The 18157-nt window shown below is 53.5% G+C and carries 17 protein-coding genes; 12 read left to right on the plus strand and 5 right to left on the minus strand.

Annotated elements, in window-relative coordinates; genetic code table 11:
• Window positions 1-27: 27 nt before the first annotated feature.
• The 5 genes from ACAW74_RS05930 to ACAW74_RS05950 all read left to right on the plus strand — a co-directional run bounded on the left by ACAW74_RS05930 (window position 28) and on the right by ACAW74_RS05950 (window position 5527).
• On the plus strand, window positions 28-2100 hold the full coding sequence (locus tag ACAW74_RS05930) for a M16 family metallopeptidase (RefSeq protein WP_370697288.1): 2073 nt from the start codon (window positions 28-30) through the stop codon (window positions 2098-2100).
• Between the two features lie 108 nt (window positions 2101-2208).
• Window positions 2209-3573 (plus strand): OmpA family protein, encoded by a 1365-nt coding sequence (locus tag ACAW74_RS05935; protein WP_370697289.1) that lies wholly within the window; start codon window positions 2209-2211, stop codon window positions 3571-3573.
• Between the two features lie 113 nt (window positions 3574-3686).
• Window positions 3687-4445 (plus strand): hypothetical protein, encoded by a 759-nt coding sequence (locus tag ACAW74_RS05940; RefSeq protein WP_370697290.1) that lies wholly within the window; start codon window positions 3687-3689, stop codon window positions 4443-4445.
• 30 nt (window positions 4446-4475) lie between these two features.
• On the plus strand, window positions 4476-4898 hold the full coding sequence (locus tag ACAW74_RS05945) for a DUF1016 N-terminal domain-containing protein (protein WP_370697291.1): 423 nt from the start codon (window positions 4476-4478) through the stop codon (window positions 4896-4898).
• A complete protein-coding gene (locus ACAW74_RS05950; protein ID WP_370697292.1) occupies window positions 4868-5527 on the plus strand; it encodes a PDDEXK nuclease domain-containing protein in 660 nt (219 codons plus the stop codon). The genes ACAW74_RS05945 and ACAW74_RS05950 overlap by 31 nt, the downstream gene beginning before the upstream one ends.
• Window positions 5528-5567: 40 nt before the next feature.
• On the opposite strand, the gene ACAW74_RS05955 is transcribed toward ACAW74_RS05950, so the two are convergent.
• Window positions 5568-6062 (minus strand): hypothetical protein, encoded by a 495-nt coding sequence (locus ACAW74_RS05955; RefSeq protein WP_370697293.1) that lies wholly within the window; start codon window positions 6060-6062, stop codon window positions 5568-5570.
• A gap of 174 nt (window positions 6063-6236) precedes the next feature.
• On the opposite strand from ACAW74_RS05955, the gene ACAW74_RS05960 reads away from it, so the two are divergent.
• Window positions 6237-7874, plus strand: coding sequence for an amidohydrolase family protein (locus ACAW74_RS05960; RefSeq protein WP_370697294.1), 1638 nt, complete (start codon window positions 6237-6239; stop codon window positions 7872-7874).
• A 732-nt stretch (window positions 7875-8606) separates the two neighbouring features.
• Complete coding sequence (locus ACAW74_RS05965) at window positions 8607-9830, plus strand: hypothetical protein (protein ID WP_370697295.1); 1224 nt, start codon at window positions 8607-8609, stop codon at window positions 9828-9830.
• A 446-nt stretch (window positions 9831-10276) separates the two neighbouring features.
• On the opposite strand, the gene ACAW74_RS05970 is transcribed toward ACAW74_RS05965, so the two are convergent.
• The 3 genes from ACAW74_RS05970 to ruvX form a co-directional block, all read right to left on the minus strand.
• Window positions 10277-11071, minus strand: a complete 795-nt coding sequence (locus ACAW74_RS05970; RefSeq protein ID WP_370697296.1) for an amidohydrolase — start codon at window positions 11069-11071, stop codon at window positions 10277-10279.
• A 150-nt stretch (window positions 11072-11221) separates the two neighbouring features.
• On the minus strand, window positions 11222-11800 hold the full coding sequence (gene def, locus ACAW74_RS05975; protein WP_370697297.1) for a peptide deformylase: 579 nt from the start codon (window positions 11798-11800) through the stop codon (window positions 11222-11224).
• A gap of 89 nt (window positions 11801-11889) precedes the next feature.
• Window positions 11890-12303 carry a Holliday junction resolvase RuvX gene (ruvX, locus tag ACAW74_RS05980; RefSeq protein ID WP_370697298.1) on the minus strand — a complete coding sequence of 138 codons (414 nt, stop codon included), beginning with the start codon at window positions 12301-12303 and terminating at the stop codon, window positions 11890-11892.
• A 245-nt stretch (window positions 12304-12548) separates the two neighbouring features.
• Between ruvX and ACAW74_RS05985 the strand changes: the two genes are divergently transcribed.
• From ACAW74_RS05985 to ACAW74_RS05995, 3 genes are all read left to right on the plus strand, one after another.
• Window positions 12549-13010 carry a type II toxin-antitoxin system VapC family toxin gene (locus tag ACAW74_RS05985; RefSeq protein WP_370697299.1) on the plus strand — a complete coding sequence of 154 codons (462 nt, stop codon included), beginning with the start codon at window positions 12549-12551 and terminating at the stop codon, window positions 13008-13010.
• 189 nt (window positions 13011-13199) lie between these two features.
• Window positions 13200-13484 (plus strand): ArsR/SmtB family transcription factor, encoded by a 285-nt coding sequence (locus tag ACAW74_RS05990; protein ID WP_370697300.1) that lies wholly within the window; start codon window positions 13200-13202, stop codon window positions 13482-13484.
• A 75-nt stretch (window positions 13485-13559) separates the two neighbouring features.
• Window positions 13560-14651, plus strand: coding sequence for an alkene reductase (locus tag ACAW74_RS05995; RefSeq protein WP_370697301.1), 1092 nt, complete (start codon window positions 13560-13562; stop codon window positions 14649-14651).
• Between the two features lie 74 nt (window positions 14652-14725).
• Here ACAW74_RS05995 and ACAW74_RS06000 read toward each other — a convergent pair whose 3' ends face one another.
• The gene (locus ACAW74_RS06000; protein ID WP_370697302.1) at window positions 14726-16342 is read right to left on the minus strand and encodes a glycosyltransferase family 39 protein; all 1617 of its coding nucleotides are present in this window, start codon (window positions 16340-16342) and stop codon (window positions 14726-14728) included.
• Between the two features lie 218 nt (window positions 16343-16560).
• Here ACAW74_RS06000 and ACAW74_RS06005 point away from each other — a divergent pair, with 218 nt between their 5' ends.
• Both ACAW74_RS06005 and ACAW74_RS06010 read left to right on the plus strand, forming a co-directional pair.
• On the plus strand, window positions 16561-17481 hold the full coding sequence (locus ACAW74_RS06005; protein ID WP_370697303.1) for a PfkB family carbohydrate kinase: 921 nt from the start codon (window positions 16561-16563) through the stop codon (window positions 17479-17481).
• 131 nt (window positions 17482-17612) lie between these two features.
• The gene (locus ACAW74_RS06010) at window positions 17613-18140 is read left to right on the plus strand and encodes a hypothetical protein (protein ID WP_370697304.1); all 528 of its coding nucleotides are present in this window, start codon (window positions 17613-17615) and stop codon (window positions 18138-18140) included.
• The last annotated feature ends 17 nt before the right edge of the window (window positions 18141-18157 follow it).

An 18157-nucleotide genomic window follows, 5' to 3' on the forward strand; every position in this document is an offset into this window, starting at 1 on the left:
GCCTAAAGGGGGTAAATACACAAAGCAATGACACTCAAACATACCATTATGGGCCTATCGCTGCTGACGACAGCCGCGTTTGCCCAAACTCCGCTCGATCGGAGCAAATTGCCCGCGGATGCGCCTGCGCCGCAAATCAAAATTGGGAAACCCGAAACCTTCACGCTGCCCAACGGCCTGAAGGTGTTTGTGGTCGAAAACCACAAGCTGCCCCGCGTTGCCGTAAACCTGGTGCTCGACCGGGAACCACTGCTCGAAGGCGATAAGGTGGGCACAGCCAGTTTTGCCGGTCAACTCCTGCGTAACGGCACCAAAACCCGCAGCAAAGCCCAGCTCGACGAAGAAATCGACTTCATCGGCGCCGATCTGAGCACCTCGCCCACCAACGTGTTTGGCCGGTCGCTGAGCAAAAACTCGGGTAAGCTGTTCGAACTAATGTCGGACGTGGTGCTGCACCCAGCGTTTCCGCAGGCTGAACTCGACAAGCTGAAAAAGCAGACGAAATCGGCGCTGGCGTCGCAGAAAGACAACCCCAACGCCATCGCTACGAAGGTGGCCAACGTGGTAATGTTCGGCAAAAACCACCCCTACGGTGAGCAGCAAACGGAAGAGACCGTCGACAACGTGACGCTGGCCGATGTGCAGAATTACTACAATACGTATTTCAAACCCAATATCGGCTACCTCGCCGTGGTGGGCGACATCACGCCCGCACAGGCTAAAACCCTGGTGGAAAAGGCCTTTGGCAGCTGGCAGCGTGGCGACGTACCCAAGCCAACGTACCCAGCCCCGGCCCCCGTTGCGAAAACCAAGATTGCGCTCGTCGACCGTCCGTCGTCGGTGCAGTCGGTCATCAGCGTGGGGTATCCTGTGGCCTTGAAACCCTATTCGCAGGAAACCATTCTGGCCAGCGTGATGAACGACATTCTGGGTGGTTCAGAGGCCCGCCTGTTCAACAACCTGCGCGAGAAACACGGCTACACCTACGGCGCTTACTCGAGCCTGTCGGGCGACCGGCTGGTGGGACGCTTCCGGGCTGGAGCCAGCGTGCGCAACGCCGTAACGGATAGCTCTGTGGCAGAAATCATGAACGAACTGAAGGCCATCAGCACTACGCCCGTAACGGCCGCCGAGCTGAAGCAGACGAAAAACGCGTTTGGCGGTAACTTCATCTTCACGCTCGAAGACCCGCAAACTGTCGCCAACTTCGCCATCAACACAGCCCGTTACGGTCTGCCTGCCGACTTCTTCCCCAACTACCTGAAGTATGTCGATGCCATCACTGAAGCCGACGTGGCCACAGCCGGTAAGCAGTTCGTTAAGCCCGAAAACGCCGTTATCGTGGTGGTGGGTAAAGCGAGCGAAATTGCCGACAAACTCAAGCGGTTTGGCGATATCGAGTATTACGACGCCAAAGGCAACCGCGTGGAAGCACCCAAAGCTGCCGCGGCCGTGCCTGTTGGCCTGACGGCCCAACAAGTGATCGACAAGTACCTCGCTGCCATTGGTGGCAAAGAGGCCCTCTCGAAAGTGCAGGACATGACCATGCAGATGAGCACCGAAATGCAGGGCCAGAAAGTGTCGATGATCCGCAAGGCCAAAGCGCCTAACAAATCAGCGATGTCGGTAATGGTAATGGGGCAGGAAATGATGAAAACCGTCAGCGATGGGCAGGCGGCCAGCCGCACGGTGCAGGGGCGCAGCCAGAAACTGGAAGGTAAAGACTTGGACATGGCTGTTCAGGCCGGGATGTTCCCCGAACTCTATTTTGCCGCCAACAAAGTGAGCAGCACGCTGGACGGCACCGAGAAGGTCGACGGCAAAGACGCCTACCGGATTAAAAACAGCACCCCCGGCGGCGCCACTTGGACGAATCTGTACGACGTGGCTACAGGCCTGAAACTGCAAACCATTTCGATGCAGCGCGGGCCGCAGGGCGAAACGGCCGTAGCCGTCGATTACGCCGATTACAAAGATGTCAATGGCATCAAAGTTCCTTACACGATGATCCAGCCGATGGGTCCCATGAAGATGACGCTCACCGTTGATAAGGTCGACATCAACAAAGGCCTGAGCGACGCTGACTTCACGGTGAATTAAGTACGGGCACTATTTTACAGCCCGATACGCTTAAAAAGGAGTAATAGATGCCTAGACTAGGTGGCTGTTACTCCTTTTTTCGTTGTATTGTAAAACACCTGATTCGGCATGAAGATCATCATCTGCGTTATCAGCTTCGTGGCCCTGCCTTTGGCAGTGCAGGCACAGATCCGTATCAACGACCCCACAAAGGTGGTGCAGCGGCGAGTAGAGTCGGGCATCAACAGCCGGGTGAACAAAGAAGTCAACGGGGGTATCAAAAAGGCGGAAGACAAGGTCACCAGCAAACCGGCCAAGAAAACCAGTACGTCGTCTACCCCATCAGCTGAGCCTGCCACCCGACCAACAACAGAGTCTCGCCCAGCAAGCGACCGCACAGCGACAACAACGGCGGGCAACTCCGCTGGATACGTACCCGGCACGGGGGCAACGGGGCCATACAGCCAGTTTGATTTTGTACCGGCCACGACCATTACCCTGGCCGAAGATTTCAAGCATACCAAACTGGGCGATTTCCCGGCGGGCTGGAACACCAACAGTACGGGTGAGGTCGTCACGATTCGGAACATTCCAGGGCAATGGCTCGCGCTGAGCAAGCAGGGCCAATACATGCCGGAAGCCATTACCGAACTGCCCGAGAACTTTACATTACAGTTCAACCTGGCCTGTTCTACCCAACTTACCGCCGCTTCAACGGCCTTCTCGACCGCTTTTGTGGCGATGAAAAAACCGGCCAAGGAGTTTGCACAGTGGACCTACGGCCGCACCGAAGGTGGGCATGGCGTAAGTTTCACCCTGCACCCCTACGACACCAACGGACAGAACGGCAACAGCGAACTCCACGTCATTACCCCACGCGATGAACGCCTAACCAACAAGGTGGCCGTGCAGTCGTTCATGACGAAAGGGCGCAACCTCGTGCGGGTTTCGGTGTCGCGGCAGCAGGAGCGGTTGCGTGTGTACATCAACGACGAAAAAATCTGGGACGTACCCCACGCCTTCCAACCCAAAGTCGATTATTCGTCGATTGTTTTTGCGCTGGGCGAAACGCATCAGCCCAACGAGTTTTATTACCTCAGCAACCTGCAATTGGCCGTAGGCGCGCCGGATACCCGCACGCAACTGCTCGATAAAGGCAAGTTCGTCACGCGGGGTATTCACTTCAAAGCCAACAGCGACCAGGTCAAACCCGACTCGAATGGCGCCCTGCGCGATATTGCGGCGGTATTGAACGAGAACCGCACCATCCGCGTGCTGATCGTCGATCATACCAATACGGAAAGCAGCGATGCGGCGAATATGGCGCTGTCGAAACGGCGGGCCGAAGCCGTTCGGGCGGTATTGGCCAGTCAGTTTGGGGTCGACGCCAGCCGCCTCAGCACCGACGGCAAGGGCGAAACCCAGCCGGCTGTCCGGGCCGATTCGCCCGAAGGTCAGGCCAATAATCGCCGCGTTGAATTCATTCGTCAGTGACAGCCAGCCAGTTGCCCGGCGCGATCTGAGGCAACTCAAAGCCCTGTCGTTCGGTTTTAGGTATAGTCTCCGGCTCCGTCAGCAGCTATCCCTGGCGCCGCCCTGTTCTGCATATGCCTCGTTTTGTGTTTGTTCTGCTGCTAGTTCTTGCCGCCTGTTCAGATAAAAAAGATCGCCCGGCCGCTGTCGCCGACGAACCCAGCTATACGGTGTTTTTCATCGACAAAAGCCTGAGTAACAACAGCCTGGAAGGAGCCAGAGCCACCTACGAGCGCGTCATCCGGGAGGCCATTGCCGACAACGTGCATCAGAAAGGCGATAAGGTGGTGGTCTATTTCATTCACGACAATACAGCCAAAGCCCGTGCGCTTTCACTGACGGCTCGCACCCCTTTGCCCGAGGTGGAAGGTGCCAGCCCCACCGACCGCGAAGCTGCCCAGTCGGACTACGAATTGCAACTAGCCCGCGAGCAGGCGACGCTCCAGCGGCAGGTGCTGGCCAAGCTTGATCAGGGTAACAGCAACAAGTCAAATCAGCATACCGACATCTGGGGCAGCCTCGACGTGTTGGCTCGCGCCGACGAATCGGGGCGTCAGGTACGTGCCTATTACCTCAGCGACATGGTCGAGAGCATGAACGGAACGGATCGGCGCGATTTTCACAAAACGCCCCCCGCCAGCAATGAACAGGCCGACGACTGGGCCAAAGCCGACGCGAAGAAGCTGGGCGAACAATACGCCATTGGGTCCCCCACTGTACGGCTGGTGTTGCCCTTTGCAGCAACGGCTTCCGCCAAAGAAAACAACCCCACCGTCACGCGATACTGGCACACCCTGCTCGAAACGATGGGCGCCCAGGAAGTGACGGAGTAGCATTTGTGATTAGCTTACCAATTCCCGCCCATGCCTCAATCCCACCACACCGACGACTACGGCCACCTGCTGGCCGATCTTAAAGCAGCCATTCGTCAGGCCCGCTTGCGCGCTACCCTGGCCGCCAACACCGAGTTGTTACATCTCTACTGGCAATTAGGGCACGCCATTCTGGAACGCCAGAAAACGGCGCAGTGGGGTGATAAAGTGACGGCACAATTAGCAGCAGATTTGCAACGTGAGTTTCCCGAAATGAAAGGTTTGTCGCATCGCAACATCAAGTATATGAAGCCGTTTGCCGCGACTTATCCTGACTTCCTAATTGGGCAACGGCCCGTTGCCCAATTACCGTGGGCGCACCATGTGATCTATTGGACAAGGCAAAGTCGGCAGAGAACCGGGCGTTTTATATCGCTAAGGCGGTGGAACATGGCTGGTCACGCGATGTGTTGAGCCTGCAAATCAAGTCGGGATTGCATGAGCGGCAGGGAAAGGCCATTACCAATTTTGACAACAGCCTGCCTGCGCCTCAGTCTGATCTGGCTCAGCAATTGACCAAAGACCCATACCTATTCGACTTCCTGACCCTTCAGGATGACTATCAGGAAAAGGATCTGGAAAATGCCCTTACCAGCCACATCACCAAGTTTCTGCTTGAGTTAGGAGCCGGATTCGCGTTCGTCGGCAAGCAGTATCATCTGGAAGTGGGCGATCAGGATTTCTATCTCGACTTACTGTTTTACCACCTGAAACTTCGGTGTTACGTTGTTGTCGAGCTGAAACGGGGCAAGTTTCAGCCAGAATTTGCTGGTAAGCTGAATTTCTACCTATCCGTCGTTGACGATCAGCTTAAAACAAGCCTTGATCAACCCAGCATTGGTTTGCTCATTTGTCAGGACAAAGACAAGGTGATTGCCGAATATGCCCTGAAAGACATTAACAAACCCATCGGCATTGCCGAGTACCGGCTCATCGACAGCATTCCTGCCGACCTGCGGGGTACGTTGCCGAGTGTTGAAGAGCTGGAGCGCGAATTACAAGGGGCCGCCGATAGCGATGATCAACCTACCAGTGTGCCCTAACGCACGGTCGGGTCAGGAAAGGCAAAAAGCGTTGCGAACGTCACTGCTTAGTGGCTTTCAACTCCATGCGCACAGTTTCGCCGCTTTTGTTAGTCTCTTCTATAGTCACCACAAAGGCATTGTCGTCGAAGCGGGCAATTTTCCGGCCTTTGCCATACAGATCATAGCCATTGCCGTTGGTCTGTATCTCCATATCCTGCTGGTAACTAATGTTTTCAACAGCAGCCCCCTGCTGAAATACCGACTTATCAATAACCGTCGAGACGGCCAGGTTGATCAGGTTTTCGGCTTTTCGCTCCACCTTGATCTGCGACGACAGCACCGGTTTGCCGTTCAACAGAATCGGGTACTGAATTACCTGTTGTGGGTACGTTCCAACCTGCATCCCGATCGTATTGACCTCATACGTACCGGCCAGACGACGGCCCCGATCGGCCGACGTGGGCGAATCAGCGGGCGATACCGTTGAGTCGGCGGGGGATGAGCAGCCAGCCAGCGCCAGCAGAAAAGCCATTGGGTAGAGTAAGCGTTTCATAGACGAGTCGCGTTAAACGTAAAGTGGATTGGAACGGGGAACACGTTGAGCAATAACCTCAGCAAAGTAGCTGATTGGTAGCAGACTAGCTACATAAAGTTAGCCAACTGCCCTTGTGTTGATGGCCCTTTCGTCACGTGTGCTATCTTGCATTTCCCACAAACCGCCTCCCCCATGCGCCGCCCCTCACTGCTCATCGTAGCGCTCCTTCTCCATTTTACGTTTTTCATTTTTCATTCCGCTCTGGCGCAGGTCGAAAAGGCACCGGCGCGCAGGACTGGCGAAGGCGGTGGCCCCTACAACCGACTGATCATCCGGGGCGTCACGCTCATCAACAGCACCGGTGCACCACCGATGGGACCGGTGGATATTGTGGTGGAAAAGAACCGCATCGCGCAGATTCAGCAGGTAGGCTACCCCGGCGTAGCCATCGACCCGAAAAGTCGCCCGAAAGACAATGCAGGCGATCAGGAACTGAACTGCGAGGGCATGTACCTGATGCCGGGGTTCGTAGACATGCACGGACATATTGGCGGACAGGCGCAGGGGGCCAATGCCGAATACGTCTTTAAACTCTGGCTGGGCCACGGCATCACCACGATCCGCGACCCATCGGCGGGTAACGGGCTGGATTGGGTGCTGGAACACCGGGCTAAAAGCGACCGTAATGAGATTGTGGCGCCGCGCATCAAAGCGTATACCGTATTCGGGCAGGGTAGCAAAGCCGCCATCACCACCCCCGAACAGGCCCGTGCCTGGGTACGTCAGAACGCCGAACGGGGCGCCGATGGCATCAAATTTTTCGGGGCTGAACCGGGCGTATTCCGCGCGGCACTCGACGAAAACAAAAAGCTGGGCCTGCGCTCGGCCTGCCACCACGCCCAGTTGGAGGTAGCCCGGATGAACGCGCTGGCGACGGCCAAAGCCGGCCTGACTACGATGGAGCACTGGTATGGCCTACCCGAAGCGCTTTTTGCCGACCGGACCGTGCAGGATTACCCCGCCAACTACAATTACAACAACGAGCAGAACCGCTTCGAGGAAGCCGGTAACCTTTGGCAGCAGGCCGCTAAGCCCGGCACCGACCGCTGGAACAAGGTGATGGACGAGCTAATCGCCCTCGATTTCACCCTCGACCCGACATTTAACATCTACGAAGCCAACCGCGAACTGATGCTCGCCCGCCGCGCCGAATGGCACGACGATTACACGCTGCCCAGCCTGTGGCGTTTCTATGGCCCCAGCCGCATCTCGCACGGGTCGTACTGGCACAACTGGGGCACCGAGCAGGAAGTAGCCTGGAAGAAAAACTACCAGCTCTGGATGGCATTTATCAACGAGTACAAAAACCGGGGTGGGCGCGTCACGGCGGGTTCCGATTCGGGCTTCATTTACCAGCTCTACGGGTTTGCCTACATCCGCGAGCTGGAACTGCTGCGCGAAGCCGGTTTCCATCCGCTCGAAGTGGTGCGGGCCGCCACCATCAAAGGGGCCGAAGCCTTGGGCATGGCCGATCAGATCGGGTCGGTAGAAGTGGGGAAACTGGCTGATTTCGTCATCGTGAAAGAAAACCCGCTCGCCAACCTGAAAACGCTCTACGGCACCGGAGCCATTCACCTCAACGAGAAAAACGAAGTCGAGCGCGTAGGCGGCGTGACCTACACAGTGAAAGACGGCGTAGTCTATGACGCCAAACAACTGCTCGCCGATGTGCGAACGTTGGTAGCCGAGGCCAAAAAGAAAGAGAATTTCGAGATCACGCAGCCGGGGATTGCGCCCAAAGCCGCCCAGCAAGGCTCAGGCAAGCAATGAGCACCGTGCTGTTTTGATAAATTCTGTATGTTTGCATACGCTCAATGGTAAAGTTCTAACTGTCAGCAATTTAACATTTAGTGATTTGACGCACAATAACATGTTGGGTGAACCGGCCAAGCCGTTGCTTCCATTTCCGGGCTGCGTGTGACAAAGTGAACGCCCCGTTAGGCAGGTTTGGGCTTCCATTTTCGGGTCTCGGCTGACAGGCCAACCGCCCCGATAGGTAGCGTTTTGGTTTGTGTGCCACGTACCTGGCGACAGGGTAAACGTCTCGACAATCGGGGTTTGACAGAAACAGATAAAGCTATGGGAGTAACTTTTGTAGTAGTGTTGATTCTTTTGGCGGCTGGCATCGGTACCGGAGCCACTAAAAAGCGTAATCCATTTGGATAATCAGGCTTCGCGCTGGGCTGTAATCGGATTGTACGTTTTGTTCGCTCCGCGTGGGGTTGCTTCCTGTGACAGGACTCCGGCCCCGTCTTGGAGGCCGCAGCCCAACCAAACAGGGGTGTAAAGGTTGCAGGTGGCTCTTGTTCAGGGAGGTATCATCATCATCCATCAACCCCTGCGGTCGTTGGGTGGCCCGTCCATGTAAGCGGGTATTTCTCGTCTCGTGCGACAGGATAGCCGATTAATAAAAAATATTTCCTTGACTCTTTACAAGTAGAGAAAATACATAAAGTTTTCGTTTATTATTTGTTTTTTCACAATTATTATTAAACTAGTTCCATGGAAGACGCCGAAGGTCAAGTATTTGAATTAGGAGAGCAAAATATTCTCGAAGAGTTTTACGAACTAATCGAAAAGCATAGATTAAGTAAAAATAACTATTTTCAATTAGGGGACTTTTATGACTATCTAAATAGTTTCGATTTGGCTTATCAAAAGTTCAATACCGATAATGAAGGGAAAGAATCGGTTACATATATAAATAAATATCTAACACATTCTTTGTATATTTTTCTTGTATTATTCAAAATGCGGGGGTTTACTGATCGCCCTATTTTTTATAGTTTTAAACGGTTTATTCATTGGTTCAGCATAGTTTTACAAAAAAATCATAATTTGACAAGTGAATTCTTTTTTGCAAAAAATATATTTCAAAACTTTTCAAGCCTCGTAAAGGGTAGTTACGTTAAATTTCTGTCCGAAAATCCGTTAAACTTTAATTTATATAAACCATATCAGTATGCTGATTTAGCGTATAGAGCTGATGAAGCTGAACATAATATTTCTGTTGACTTTGGTATTATTGCAGATGGAGATATATATAGAGATAATCTTCTAGTTTTTGGTGACGATTTTTCTGTTACTAATTACCGGATAAGTCCATCTAATGAAAATTTTGAAGAACTTGAAGTTGTTTATGAAATGATTTTAGATTTTACAATTGCAAATGAAGATAACGATGCTGCTAAAATAGTTACTAGCTTGAGCTTCATTCTAAATAGCATATCACATATCGAAAATGTCAAAGTAGAAATTGAAAGTGTAAGCGTTGGTAGTTTGTACGCGCGGGTAAGAGTATACTTAAAAGATTTAGTAGCAAAAGAAGAAACCAAAGCTGTATTAGAAGCTTCCAAAGAAATTGTAGTAAAAACACTATCAGGCGGTCAAGTATCTTACTCGGAAATAAAAAAAGCCAATGCTGAAGTTACTAAAATAAAAGCCGAAACTGAGTTAATCGAAGCTGAAATACAAAATAAGCCTGATGAGTTTGAGGCTAAGATGGCTATAGCACTTGATTTAGAGAAGAAAGCTTTGGAAAATGAACAGCTTAAAGTTCAAATAACAAAGGAGAAAATAGAGGTGATTAATAAATTGTCAGACTTAGCTACGAAAGGGATTCTTTCAGTTGACGATGTAAGAATTGATATTAATGAAGTTTTATATCTCTTGAAGCAGGGAAATTCTATTCAAGATCCAAATGTAGATATTGATAAGATAACCTAAATCCAAACCATTAGTCGACAATCCAAAGTCCCTTTTATAGAACGCAATAAAGTGTTGCGTATAGTAAGTGAACCTATCTGGTTGAAACCGTTCAACAAGCTTTTTCTTGTTTGGTTTCGTGTGTAGTTTATTAGCTCTGCTAGGTCCACTTACCTCTGATAGGAAACTGTCCGGTTAGTCAAACCGGCACCCAACAAAGGCAAAGTTGAAAAGGTCGAACGTACCTGATGATGGTTTATCTTTTGGTGCACCATCAGCCTTTGCAGGCGTTGGGTGCAAAACATCGTCATTTATTTGTTGAATAACAGCCTCAATTGTCCGGCCCCTGTAGATCTATTCTGGTACTGAATGCGAGCTACCAGCAATGCAGGCTGAACAGTATAAACGCAAAAAAGCCAACTAAGAAGCGGGCAATAATGAGAGCTAGTAGCATTAACTAGCTTTATTTACTCAATCGTAAACTCATCGGCGTCGAGATAGGCCGGGAATTTGACGCGGAAGGCTCGTAGGTCGTCGAGCGAGAGTGTCTGCTGATGGACCACTTCGGTATCGTACTGCCGGAAGAGTACTTCTCCCTTGAAGTCGATCAGGGCGGTGCCGCCTGTGTAAGGATGGCCGTTGCCGTCGGTACCTACGCGGTTGACGCCCGCCACGTAGCTGAGGTTTTCGATGGCGCGGGCCTGCAACAGCGTGTCCCAGGCCGTTTGGCGGGGTGCGGGCCAGTTGGCGACATAGAGCAACAGGTCGTAGTCGAGTTGGTCGGAAGCAATGGGTCGGTTGCGGCTCCAGACCGGAAAACGCAGGTCGTAGCAGATGAGCGGACAAATGCGCCAGCCGCGCCAGGTACGTATCAGTCGCGACGTACCCGCCGTGTAGGTCTTCTCTTCCCCCGCCATCCGAAACAAGTGGCGTTTGTCGTAGGTAGCGAACGTACCGTCGGGCTCCATCCAAACCAGCCGATTGTAAAACTGCCGATCGGCTTTACCCCCCTCCTGCACTACGTAACTGCCCGTAATGGCCGCGTTGGTCTGCTGCGCCAGTTGCCGCAACCACCGAAACGTGGTCAGGTTCATCGGTTCAGCCACCGCCGCCGCGTCCATCGTGAAGCCCGTTGTGAACATTTCGGGCAGCACGATCAGATCCGTCGGCTCGGGCAGGTTAAACAGCGTCTCTTCCAGCATCGCCCGGTTCGCAACCGGGTCGTGCCAGTGAAGGGCCGTTTGGATCAGGGTCAGGTGCATAGGGAGGTAATGTACAATGAACGATGTATAATGTACGATGTCTGCGCAATCACGAGTAACTACGCGATTACAATGGCTACCAGATCACCAGTCTACCGCAGCAGCGTACCGCATTGTGCATTGTGCATTGTACATCGTACATTATACATTCTATTTCAGAAACCGCATCTTGTACTCGACGTCGACGTTGCCTTTGGTGATGTCGGCGAGGCGTTTTTTGAGGAGTTGCCGTTTCAGCGGCGACATGTAATCGGTGAAGAGTTTGCCGTCGAGGTGATCGTACTCGTGTTGAATAATCCGGGCGGCGATACCGTCGTATTCTTCCACGTGCTCGTTCCAGTCGAGGTCAACGTACTTGATCTTGATGAATTCGGGGCGGTATACGTCGTTACGGATACCGGGAATGCTGAGGCAACCTTCTTCAAAGGCCCATTCATCGCCGTCTTCTTCCAGAATTTCGGGGTTGATAAAGACTTTCTTAAAGCCTACCAGCGACGGGTCGAACTCGTCATCGTCGGGGGTTTCATCTTCGTTCATAGGCGTACCATCGACCACAAACATTCGCAGGCTCTGCCCGATCTGCGGCGCGGCCAGGCCCACCCCCGATGCGGCATACATCGTCTCAAACATATTGTCGGCCAACGTCTTCACATCAACCTGACCTTTCTCGATCTCTTTGGCGCGCTTCCGCAAAACCGGATCGCCATAGGCTACAATTGGGAGAATCATATAGTAGGCAGTTCAACGTTCAAACTGTCCAAGGTTCAAAGCTGGTCATTGATTCATCAACCTTGAACATGGGACCTTGAACCTCGAACCTATTTTTTACTTTCCATAAATGACTGTAAAATGATCGTCGCACTAACCATGTCGATGGCCCCTTTCTGGCGACGGTCTTTTTTACTCGTACCACCGGCGATCATCGCCTGCAAGGCCATCCGCGACGTAAACCGCTCGTCGTGCTGATAGACGGTTTGCTCGGGAAACACCGTTCGGAGCTTTTTCAGCAAGCCCCGCACGGCGGCCGTCGTGTCAGTGTCGGTGCCGTCGGTGTTGGTTGGCCAGCCCACTACGAACCCTTCTACCGGTTCGGCCGCCGCATAGGCCTTCAATCGGTCGATGAGCGTGTGGGTCGGCACCGTCTCGAGCGCCGTTGCAATCAGTTGCAGCGGGTCCGTGACGGCGAGGCCGGTCCGTTTGTTTCCGTAATCAATCGCCACGAGTCGCGCCATAATGCGGGCAAAGGTACGGCGAAAGGCGATTAGCGACTTCTTTTCATAACTTTGTATATTGAGTTAGCTGTTATTCGGATTATGAAAGCACCCAAGCCTCTTACTGTGCGCGAAACAGATAAAACTACCAGGCCGAAGAAAAAACGCAGTCTGGACAACTCGTCATTGTTACCATTTTTCGGTAAGAGTCCTGAGGGTATTTGGGATAAGGATATCCATACGGGCGAAGGGGACAATAGCTTCTAATGGATGAGCTCATTCTTGATACGATCACGTTAGATTACCTTACCCGTAACCAGAAGGCGCTTTCTGCAGCCGCCCGTAGGCGCATCGAACAAGCCGATACGGTCTATATCTGTGTAGTCAGCATGTGGGAACTGGCTAATCATATTCGCGAAGGGCTCATCGTGTTGAACGCCGATTTTGATACGTTTTATCAGAGAGCCCTACAAACACTGGGCATTACGCTACTGGACACCCAGTGGCTGGCACTCAACTACCTGTCTGCGTTCGATTACCAGATCATTAGCAAACCCTGGCAGCGAACAATTAAAAACACACTGACAACGGGTATCAAGCAGGAACTACACAAAGACCCGTTCGATCGGATGATCATTGCGCACGGCATAACCATGAACCTACCCGTTGTGTCGCCGGATACACTCTTCCCCTATTACGCTGATCGCGGATTGAAGGTCATCTGGTAAGGTCGTGTTACGGTTCGTTCTCTCCTCAAACAGTCGCGGCGAATGAACGTACCTGGGCAGCTTCGTCCCGTTTGTCGTTTCCTCAGGCAGTCTCTCAAACGGACAGGGATACGTTGGGTCCCTACCAATTTTTGCACCTCGCCGGTTCGTTCGCTGAATTATACTAGTTTTAATTCGTGTTAACCCAGTATGACTGACACCAACATGGAGTTACGCTCAATTGAAAAAGCCACCAGCGCCATCGCCGACAAGTATCGCCTGTCGATTCTGATGCAGCTGGCCAAGCAGGAAACCATGACCAGCTCCGACGTGCAGGAGCTGACGGGCCTCTCGCAGCCCTGTGTGTCGCACCATGTCAAACAACTGACCGACAGCGGTTTGGTGGAAGCCCAGAAAGAGGGGCGAAACCTGTTTCTGCGCCTCAACAAACCAGCCTTGCAGGAATTGGGTGAGTTTCTGAAAAGCCTTGGCTAAAATTTTTCAGCAATACATTCAAACTTTTAAATCTTTAAATGAGTTGTCCCTCCGAATCGTACTAACCAAATCAACATGGCAACTCAGCTTTTCGAACCGGCCCAGTTGGGCAACCTCACCCTGTCAAACCACATCGTCATGGCCCCCATGACCCGCAACCGAGCTACAGTTGGCCACGACGTTACCGACATCATGGCTACCTATTACGCGCAGCGGGCGTCGGCCGGTCTGATCATAACGGAAGGTGTCGCTCCGTCGGCTAATGGCAACGGCTATGCGCGGGTACCGGGTCTGTATACGGCCCAACAGGTGGCAGGTTGGAAACAGGTTACCGACGCCGTACATGCCGAAGGTGGGCGCATTTTTGCCCAGTTGATGCACACGGGGCGGGTATCTCACCCGGTTAACATGCACGAAGGAGCACAGATTCTGGCCCCGTCGGCCATAGCAGCAGCCGGCCAGATCTACACCGACGAGCAGGGCATGCAGGACCACCCGACGCCCGAGGCGTTCACCATCGACCAGATCAAAGCCACTGTTCAGGAGTTTGTAACTGCCTCGAAAAACGCGATCGAAGCTGGTTTCGACGGGGTTGAGCTGCACGGTGCCAACGGCTACCTGATCGAGCAGTTCCTGCGCAGCACCAGCAACCAACGTACCGACGAATACGGCGGTAGCGTGGAAAACAACGCTCGGTTCGCGCTGGAAATCGCCGAGGCCGTATCGGCCGCCATCGGCAAAGACAAAGTGGGTATTCGCCTGTCGCCCTACGGCGTGTTCAACGATATGCCTTATGATCCGGCTTTCGACGCCCTTTACCATTACCTGGCCAAGCAACTGAACGATCATGTGGTGTACGTGCACCTTGTCGACCACGCCAGCATGGGTGCGCCTGCCGTAGCTCCCGAGATTGCTGAGGCCGTTCGCGAACACTATACGGGCGTGCTCGTTCTGAGCGGTGGCTATACGGCCGAAACGGCAGAAGCCGCCCTCGAAAGTGGCCGGGCCGATCTGGTGGCGTTTGGCCGTCCGTTCATCTCGAATCCGGATCTGGTGGAGCGCCTGAAAACGGGTGCCGACCTGAACCAGCCCGACTTCTCGACCTTCTACTCGCCCGGCGAAAAAGGCTACACCGACTACCCGACGCTGGCCGAAGTAGCCGCCTAAGTCAGGTACGTTCAGACTATATAAAAAAGGCCTGTCGCAAGCGACGGGCCTTTTTTGTGCTTCTAGCTAGTGAATCAGGGACGTACCCGGTAGATCCGATAGCCATCGCCACCCGGCGGGCCGTCGATTTCTTTGACCACCTCTACCTGTCGGCCGTGTTCAGCCACGATGTCGAGAAAGGGGCGACAATAGAAATCGCGGAAGCGGGCGACCTCGCCCCTGTTCATCGGGTTGGTAGAATCGATGAACAGGTATTCGCCGGGCTTCGTCAGGTATTTTTGGGCAAACTCAGCATGGTCTTTGGCCCGAATGGTCAGGAATTTATGCGTGACGTTGAACAGATACGCCAACTCGTAATATTTGTCGGGCTGCTGCGTCATCGTAATCAGCTGCGTGGTGCAGGCCCCGCCCACGATCACGAATTTCTGATTTGTCGGGCGGGCGTACTCGATGAGCTGATTGATGGCCGCCCCGTGCAAAAACGGCTGCCGACGCAGGCCCTTCATCATGTACAACTGCGTGGTCAGTACCAGCCCGAACAGTGCGGCCATCGTCAGCCCCGTTCCCAGCCGACTAAGGGTTACCGAACCGGGCAAGCGAGCCCACAACCACCTGATCGCATACAGCCCAGACAGCGTAGCAAACGGATAAACAGCAAAAATATGCCAGCCGTAGCGGGCGCGTTCGGTCACAAACATCTGCGCCAGCAGCGCAAACAGGATTACCGTCGAAAACAGGAATAGCCGATCCTGCGCCGCCAGGGGGCCGATCAGCCGGGCGCGGAACAGCAACGTACCTGCCACGATCACCGACGTACCCAGCAGCAACGTCGCCACGATGGGCTGAACGGAAAAGAGCCACTGCGGCCAGCCACCAAAGCCAAACCAGTAGGTATACACCATCAGGCCCGAGCCACCCATCACGTCGCCAAACAGGTCGAAGACCCGGAAGAAGGGTTCAGCCAGGCCTTTCTCGTTGCCAATTTTCTGGCCAAACACATCGAACAGTCGGTTAGCCACGAGCAGATACACCACAGCCAGCAGGTACGTTCCTCCGATCGCCAGGAGCGCCTGCACCCGTTTGGCTCGGCGCGCCTGCTGCCACCAGTCGAACGCCCAGCGCCCGTAGGCCACCACCAGCCCGGCGTAAAACGCGTTGATGTACCAGATGAAATTGAGTTTATTGAATTGCCCCAACAACAGAACCACGCCGATCCAGACCACGTAACGTACCCGGCTTGTTTGCACAAAGCGCAGCCAGAGAGCGACCGACGCAATTTTGAGAAACAGTTCGATCGCGTTGGGACCGGTATCGAAGCGGGTATAATGAATAAAACTGGCATCGAAGGCCAGAAAGAAAGCGACCAGCAGGGCCATCCGCCAACCCCATTCGCGCCGGACAAGGTCGGCCAGCCAGAACAGTCCCCCTATCGTGAGAAGGGCCATCGGCAGACGAATTGACCAGATCGACACGCCAAACAGTTTGAAAATGGGGTAGTAAACCCAGGCTTTCAGGGCCCCGATGTAGTCCATCAGCAAAATAGGGACGTCGCCCCACTTGACGAAGTTGAACAGATCGGGGTCGACGCCGCCCAGTGCTGCGTTGCAAAACAGCAGTTCGTCGTACCCAAGCGGAATGCCGGTCAGTCGATAACAGGCAAAGACCAGGTAAACGGCGGCTGCAATTGCCAACAGGGGGTAGTAGAAGGTAGGTGTTGGCGAGGCAACAGGAATGGTGGCGTGGGACCTCGCGGATTCAAATACGTGACGCATACGCTGTAAAATAACGGCCCGATGCTGGTTTATCCCAAAAATCGTTTATCTGCATCCGTTTTATCGCCCGTCCGGAGACCATACCTTTCTATTGTCCACATCCGTACCTTTGCGGCTTCATTTTCAGCATATATAGCATGAGCTTACTCACCGTGGGGTCGGTCGCCTTCGACGCACTGGAAACTCCCTTTGGCAAAACCGATAAGATCATCGGCGGGGCCGCCACCTACATTACGCTTTCAGCTTCCTACTTCACGTCCAACAACAACCTCGTTGCCGTGGTGGGCGACGATTTCCCGCAGTCGATGATCGACACGCTGGTGAGCCACGGCGTCAACGTTGACGGTTTGCAGATTCGGGAGGGCGAAAAAACGTTTTTCTGGTCGGGCAAGTACCACAACGACATGAACAGCCGCGACACGGTGGAGGTGCAGCTCAACGTGATGGAAAACTTCGACCCCATCATTCCCGATCAATACCAGAACTGCCAGTACCTCATGCTGGGCAACACGGCGCCGGCTATTCAACATCAGGTGTTGAAACGGCTCACCAACCGCCCTAAACTGGTGGTGCTCGACACCATGAACCTCTGGATCGAGATTGCCAACGCCGATCTGAAAGCGCTGCTCAAGGATGTCGATGTGCTGGTGCTGAACGACGAAGAAGCCCGGCAGCTTACCGGCGACTACGCGCTCGTGCGGGCAGCCACCAGCATCCGGGCAATGGGCCCCAAAACGGTCATCATCAAGAAGGGCGAACACGGCGCGTTGCTTTTCCACGAAGACCGCATCTTTGCCGCACCCGCTCTGCCGCTGGAAGAAGTATTTGACCCCACCGGCGCGGGCGACACGTTTGCCGGCGGCTTCATTGGCCACCTTGCCAAAACCGACGATCTTTCGTTCGACAACCTCAAACGCGCCATCATCTACGGATCGGCGATGGCCTCGTTCTGCGTCGAAAAGTTCGGTGCCGAGCGTATCCTGAACTTAACGCAAGACGAGATTCAGGACCGCGTCGATCAGTTCGTCCGGCTCTCGGCGTTCAGCGTGGAGATGTAGTTCCTAACGCGAAGGGCGCGAAGGAATGCGCAGAGAATGTGAAGCATTCGGCTCAGTAGTAATGACATAAGAAAGGCGCAGGGAAACTCGTTTTCTCTGCGCCTTTCTTGTTTCTTCTCTCTGACTCGTCAATGCGCCGCGCGACCATTCTGATTCTGGCAATAACCTTGACACAGCAAAGCTATTGTCAGGTTCAGACCAGTCACACCCTTATCGAAAACCTAGCTTCGCGGTTCACGTACCGCCCCCAGCTCGATTCATCGATCAACATCAATGCCCTTTCCCATGAGCAGTGCAACCAGCTCATCGAGCGCATGCATCGTATTGATCAGCAGTATCGTAAAGAGCTTGGTTCCGATATGAACCGGCAGGATGAAGCAGCGCAAAAAGCGTGGCGGTTGATGAGCGTCAACGATCAAACCAATCAAGTCATCCTGCTGAAACTTCTCAAGCGCTTCGGCTGGCCTTGCAATAATACCAAGCGGCAACTCGGCGATAAAGCCTATTGGATCGCGTGGCATGCCCGAGGTGATTACGATACGATGGCAGCTTTCTACCCTTACCTGCAACGGGCAACCCGACAAGGCTGTATGCACACCGCTTACGAAAAGGAGTACAGAACCCGGCTGACCGACTTAAAGCGAGCGTATGGGCGATGAGTTGCGCTAACCACACT

Source organism: Fibrella musci (genome assembly GCF_041321105.1).
In the GTDB taxonomy this organism is placed as follows: Bacteria; Bacteroidota; Bacteroidia; order Cytophagales; family Spirosomataceae; genus Fibrella; species Fibrella musci.

Bases quoted from the DNA above. Each gene is read 5' to 3' on its own strand.
- ACAW74_RS05930 (WP_370697288.1), top strand. From the start codon at position 28: ATGACACTCAAACATACCATTATGGGCCTATCGCTGCTGACGACAGCC.
- ACAW74_RS05935 (WP_370697289.1), top strand. From the start codon at position 2,209: ATGAAGATCATCATCTGCGTTATCAGCTTCGTGGCCCTGCCTTTGGCA.
- ACAW74_RS05940 (WP_370697290.1), top strand. From the start codon at position 3,687: ATGCCTCGTTTTGTGTTTGTTCTGCTGCTAGTTCTTGCCGCCTGTTCA.
- ACAW74_RS05945 (WP_370697291.1), top strand. From the start codon at position 4,476: ATGCCTCAATCCCACCACACCGACGACTACGGCCACCTGCTGGCCGAT.
- ACAW74_RS05955 (WP_370697293.1), bottom strand. From the start codon at position 6,062: ATGAAACGCTTACTCTACCCAATGGCTTTTCTGCTGGCGCTGGCTGGC.
- ACAW74_RS05960 (WP_370697294.1), top strand. From the start codon at position 6,237: ATGCGCCGCCCCTCACTGCTCATCGTAGCGCTCCTTCTCCATTTTACG.
- ACAW74_RS05965 (WP_370697295.1), top strand. From the start codon at position 8,607: ATGGAAGACGCCGAAGGTCAAGTATTTGAATTAGGAGAGCAAAATATT.
- ACAW74_RS05970 (WP_370697296.1), bottom strand. From the start codon at position 11,071: ATGCACCTGACCCTGATCCAAACGGCCCTTCACTGGCACGACCCGGTT.
- def (WP_370697297.1), bottom strand. From the start codon at position 11,800: ATGATTCTCCCAATTGTAGCCTATGGCGATCCGGTTTTGCGGAAGCGC.
- ruvX (WP_370697298.1), bottom strand. From the start codon at position 12,303: ATGGCGCGACTCGTGGCGATTGATTACGGAAACAAACGGACCGGCCTC.
- ACAW74_RS05985 (WP_370697299.1), top strand. From the start codon at position 12,549: ATGGATGAGCTCATTCTTGATACGATCACGTTAGATTACCTTACCCGT.
- ACAW74_RS05990 (WP_370697300.1), top strand. From the start codon at position 13,200: ATGACTGACACCAACATGGAGTTACGCTCAATTGAAAAAGCCACCAGC.
- ACAW74_RS05995 (WP_370697301.1), top strand. From the start codon at position 13,560: ATGGCAACTCAGCTTTTCGAACCGGCCCAGTTGGGCAACCTCACCCTG.
- ACAW74_RS06005 (WP_370697303.1), top strand. From the start codon at position 16,561: ATGAGCTTACTCACCGTGGGGTCGGTCGCCTTCGACGCACTGGAAACT.
- ACAW74_RS06010 (WP_370697304.1), top strand. From the start codon at position 17,613: ATGCGCCGCGCGACCATTCTGATTCTGGCAATAACCTTGACACAGCAA.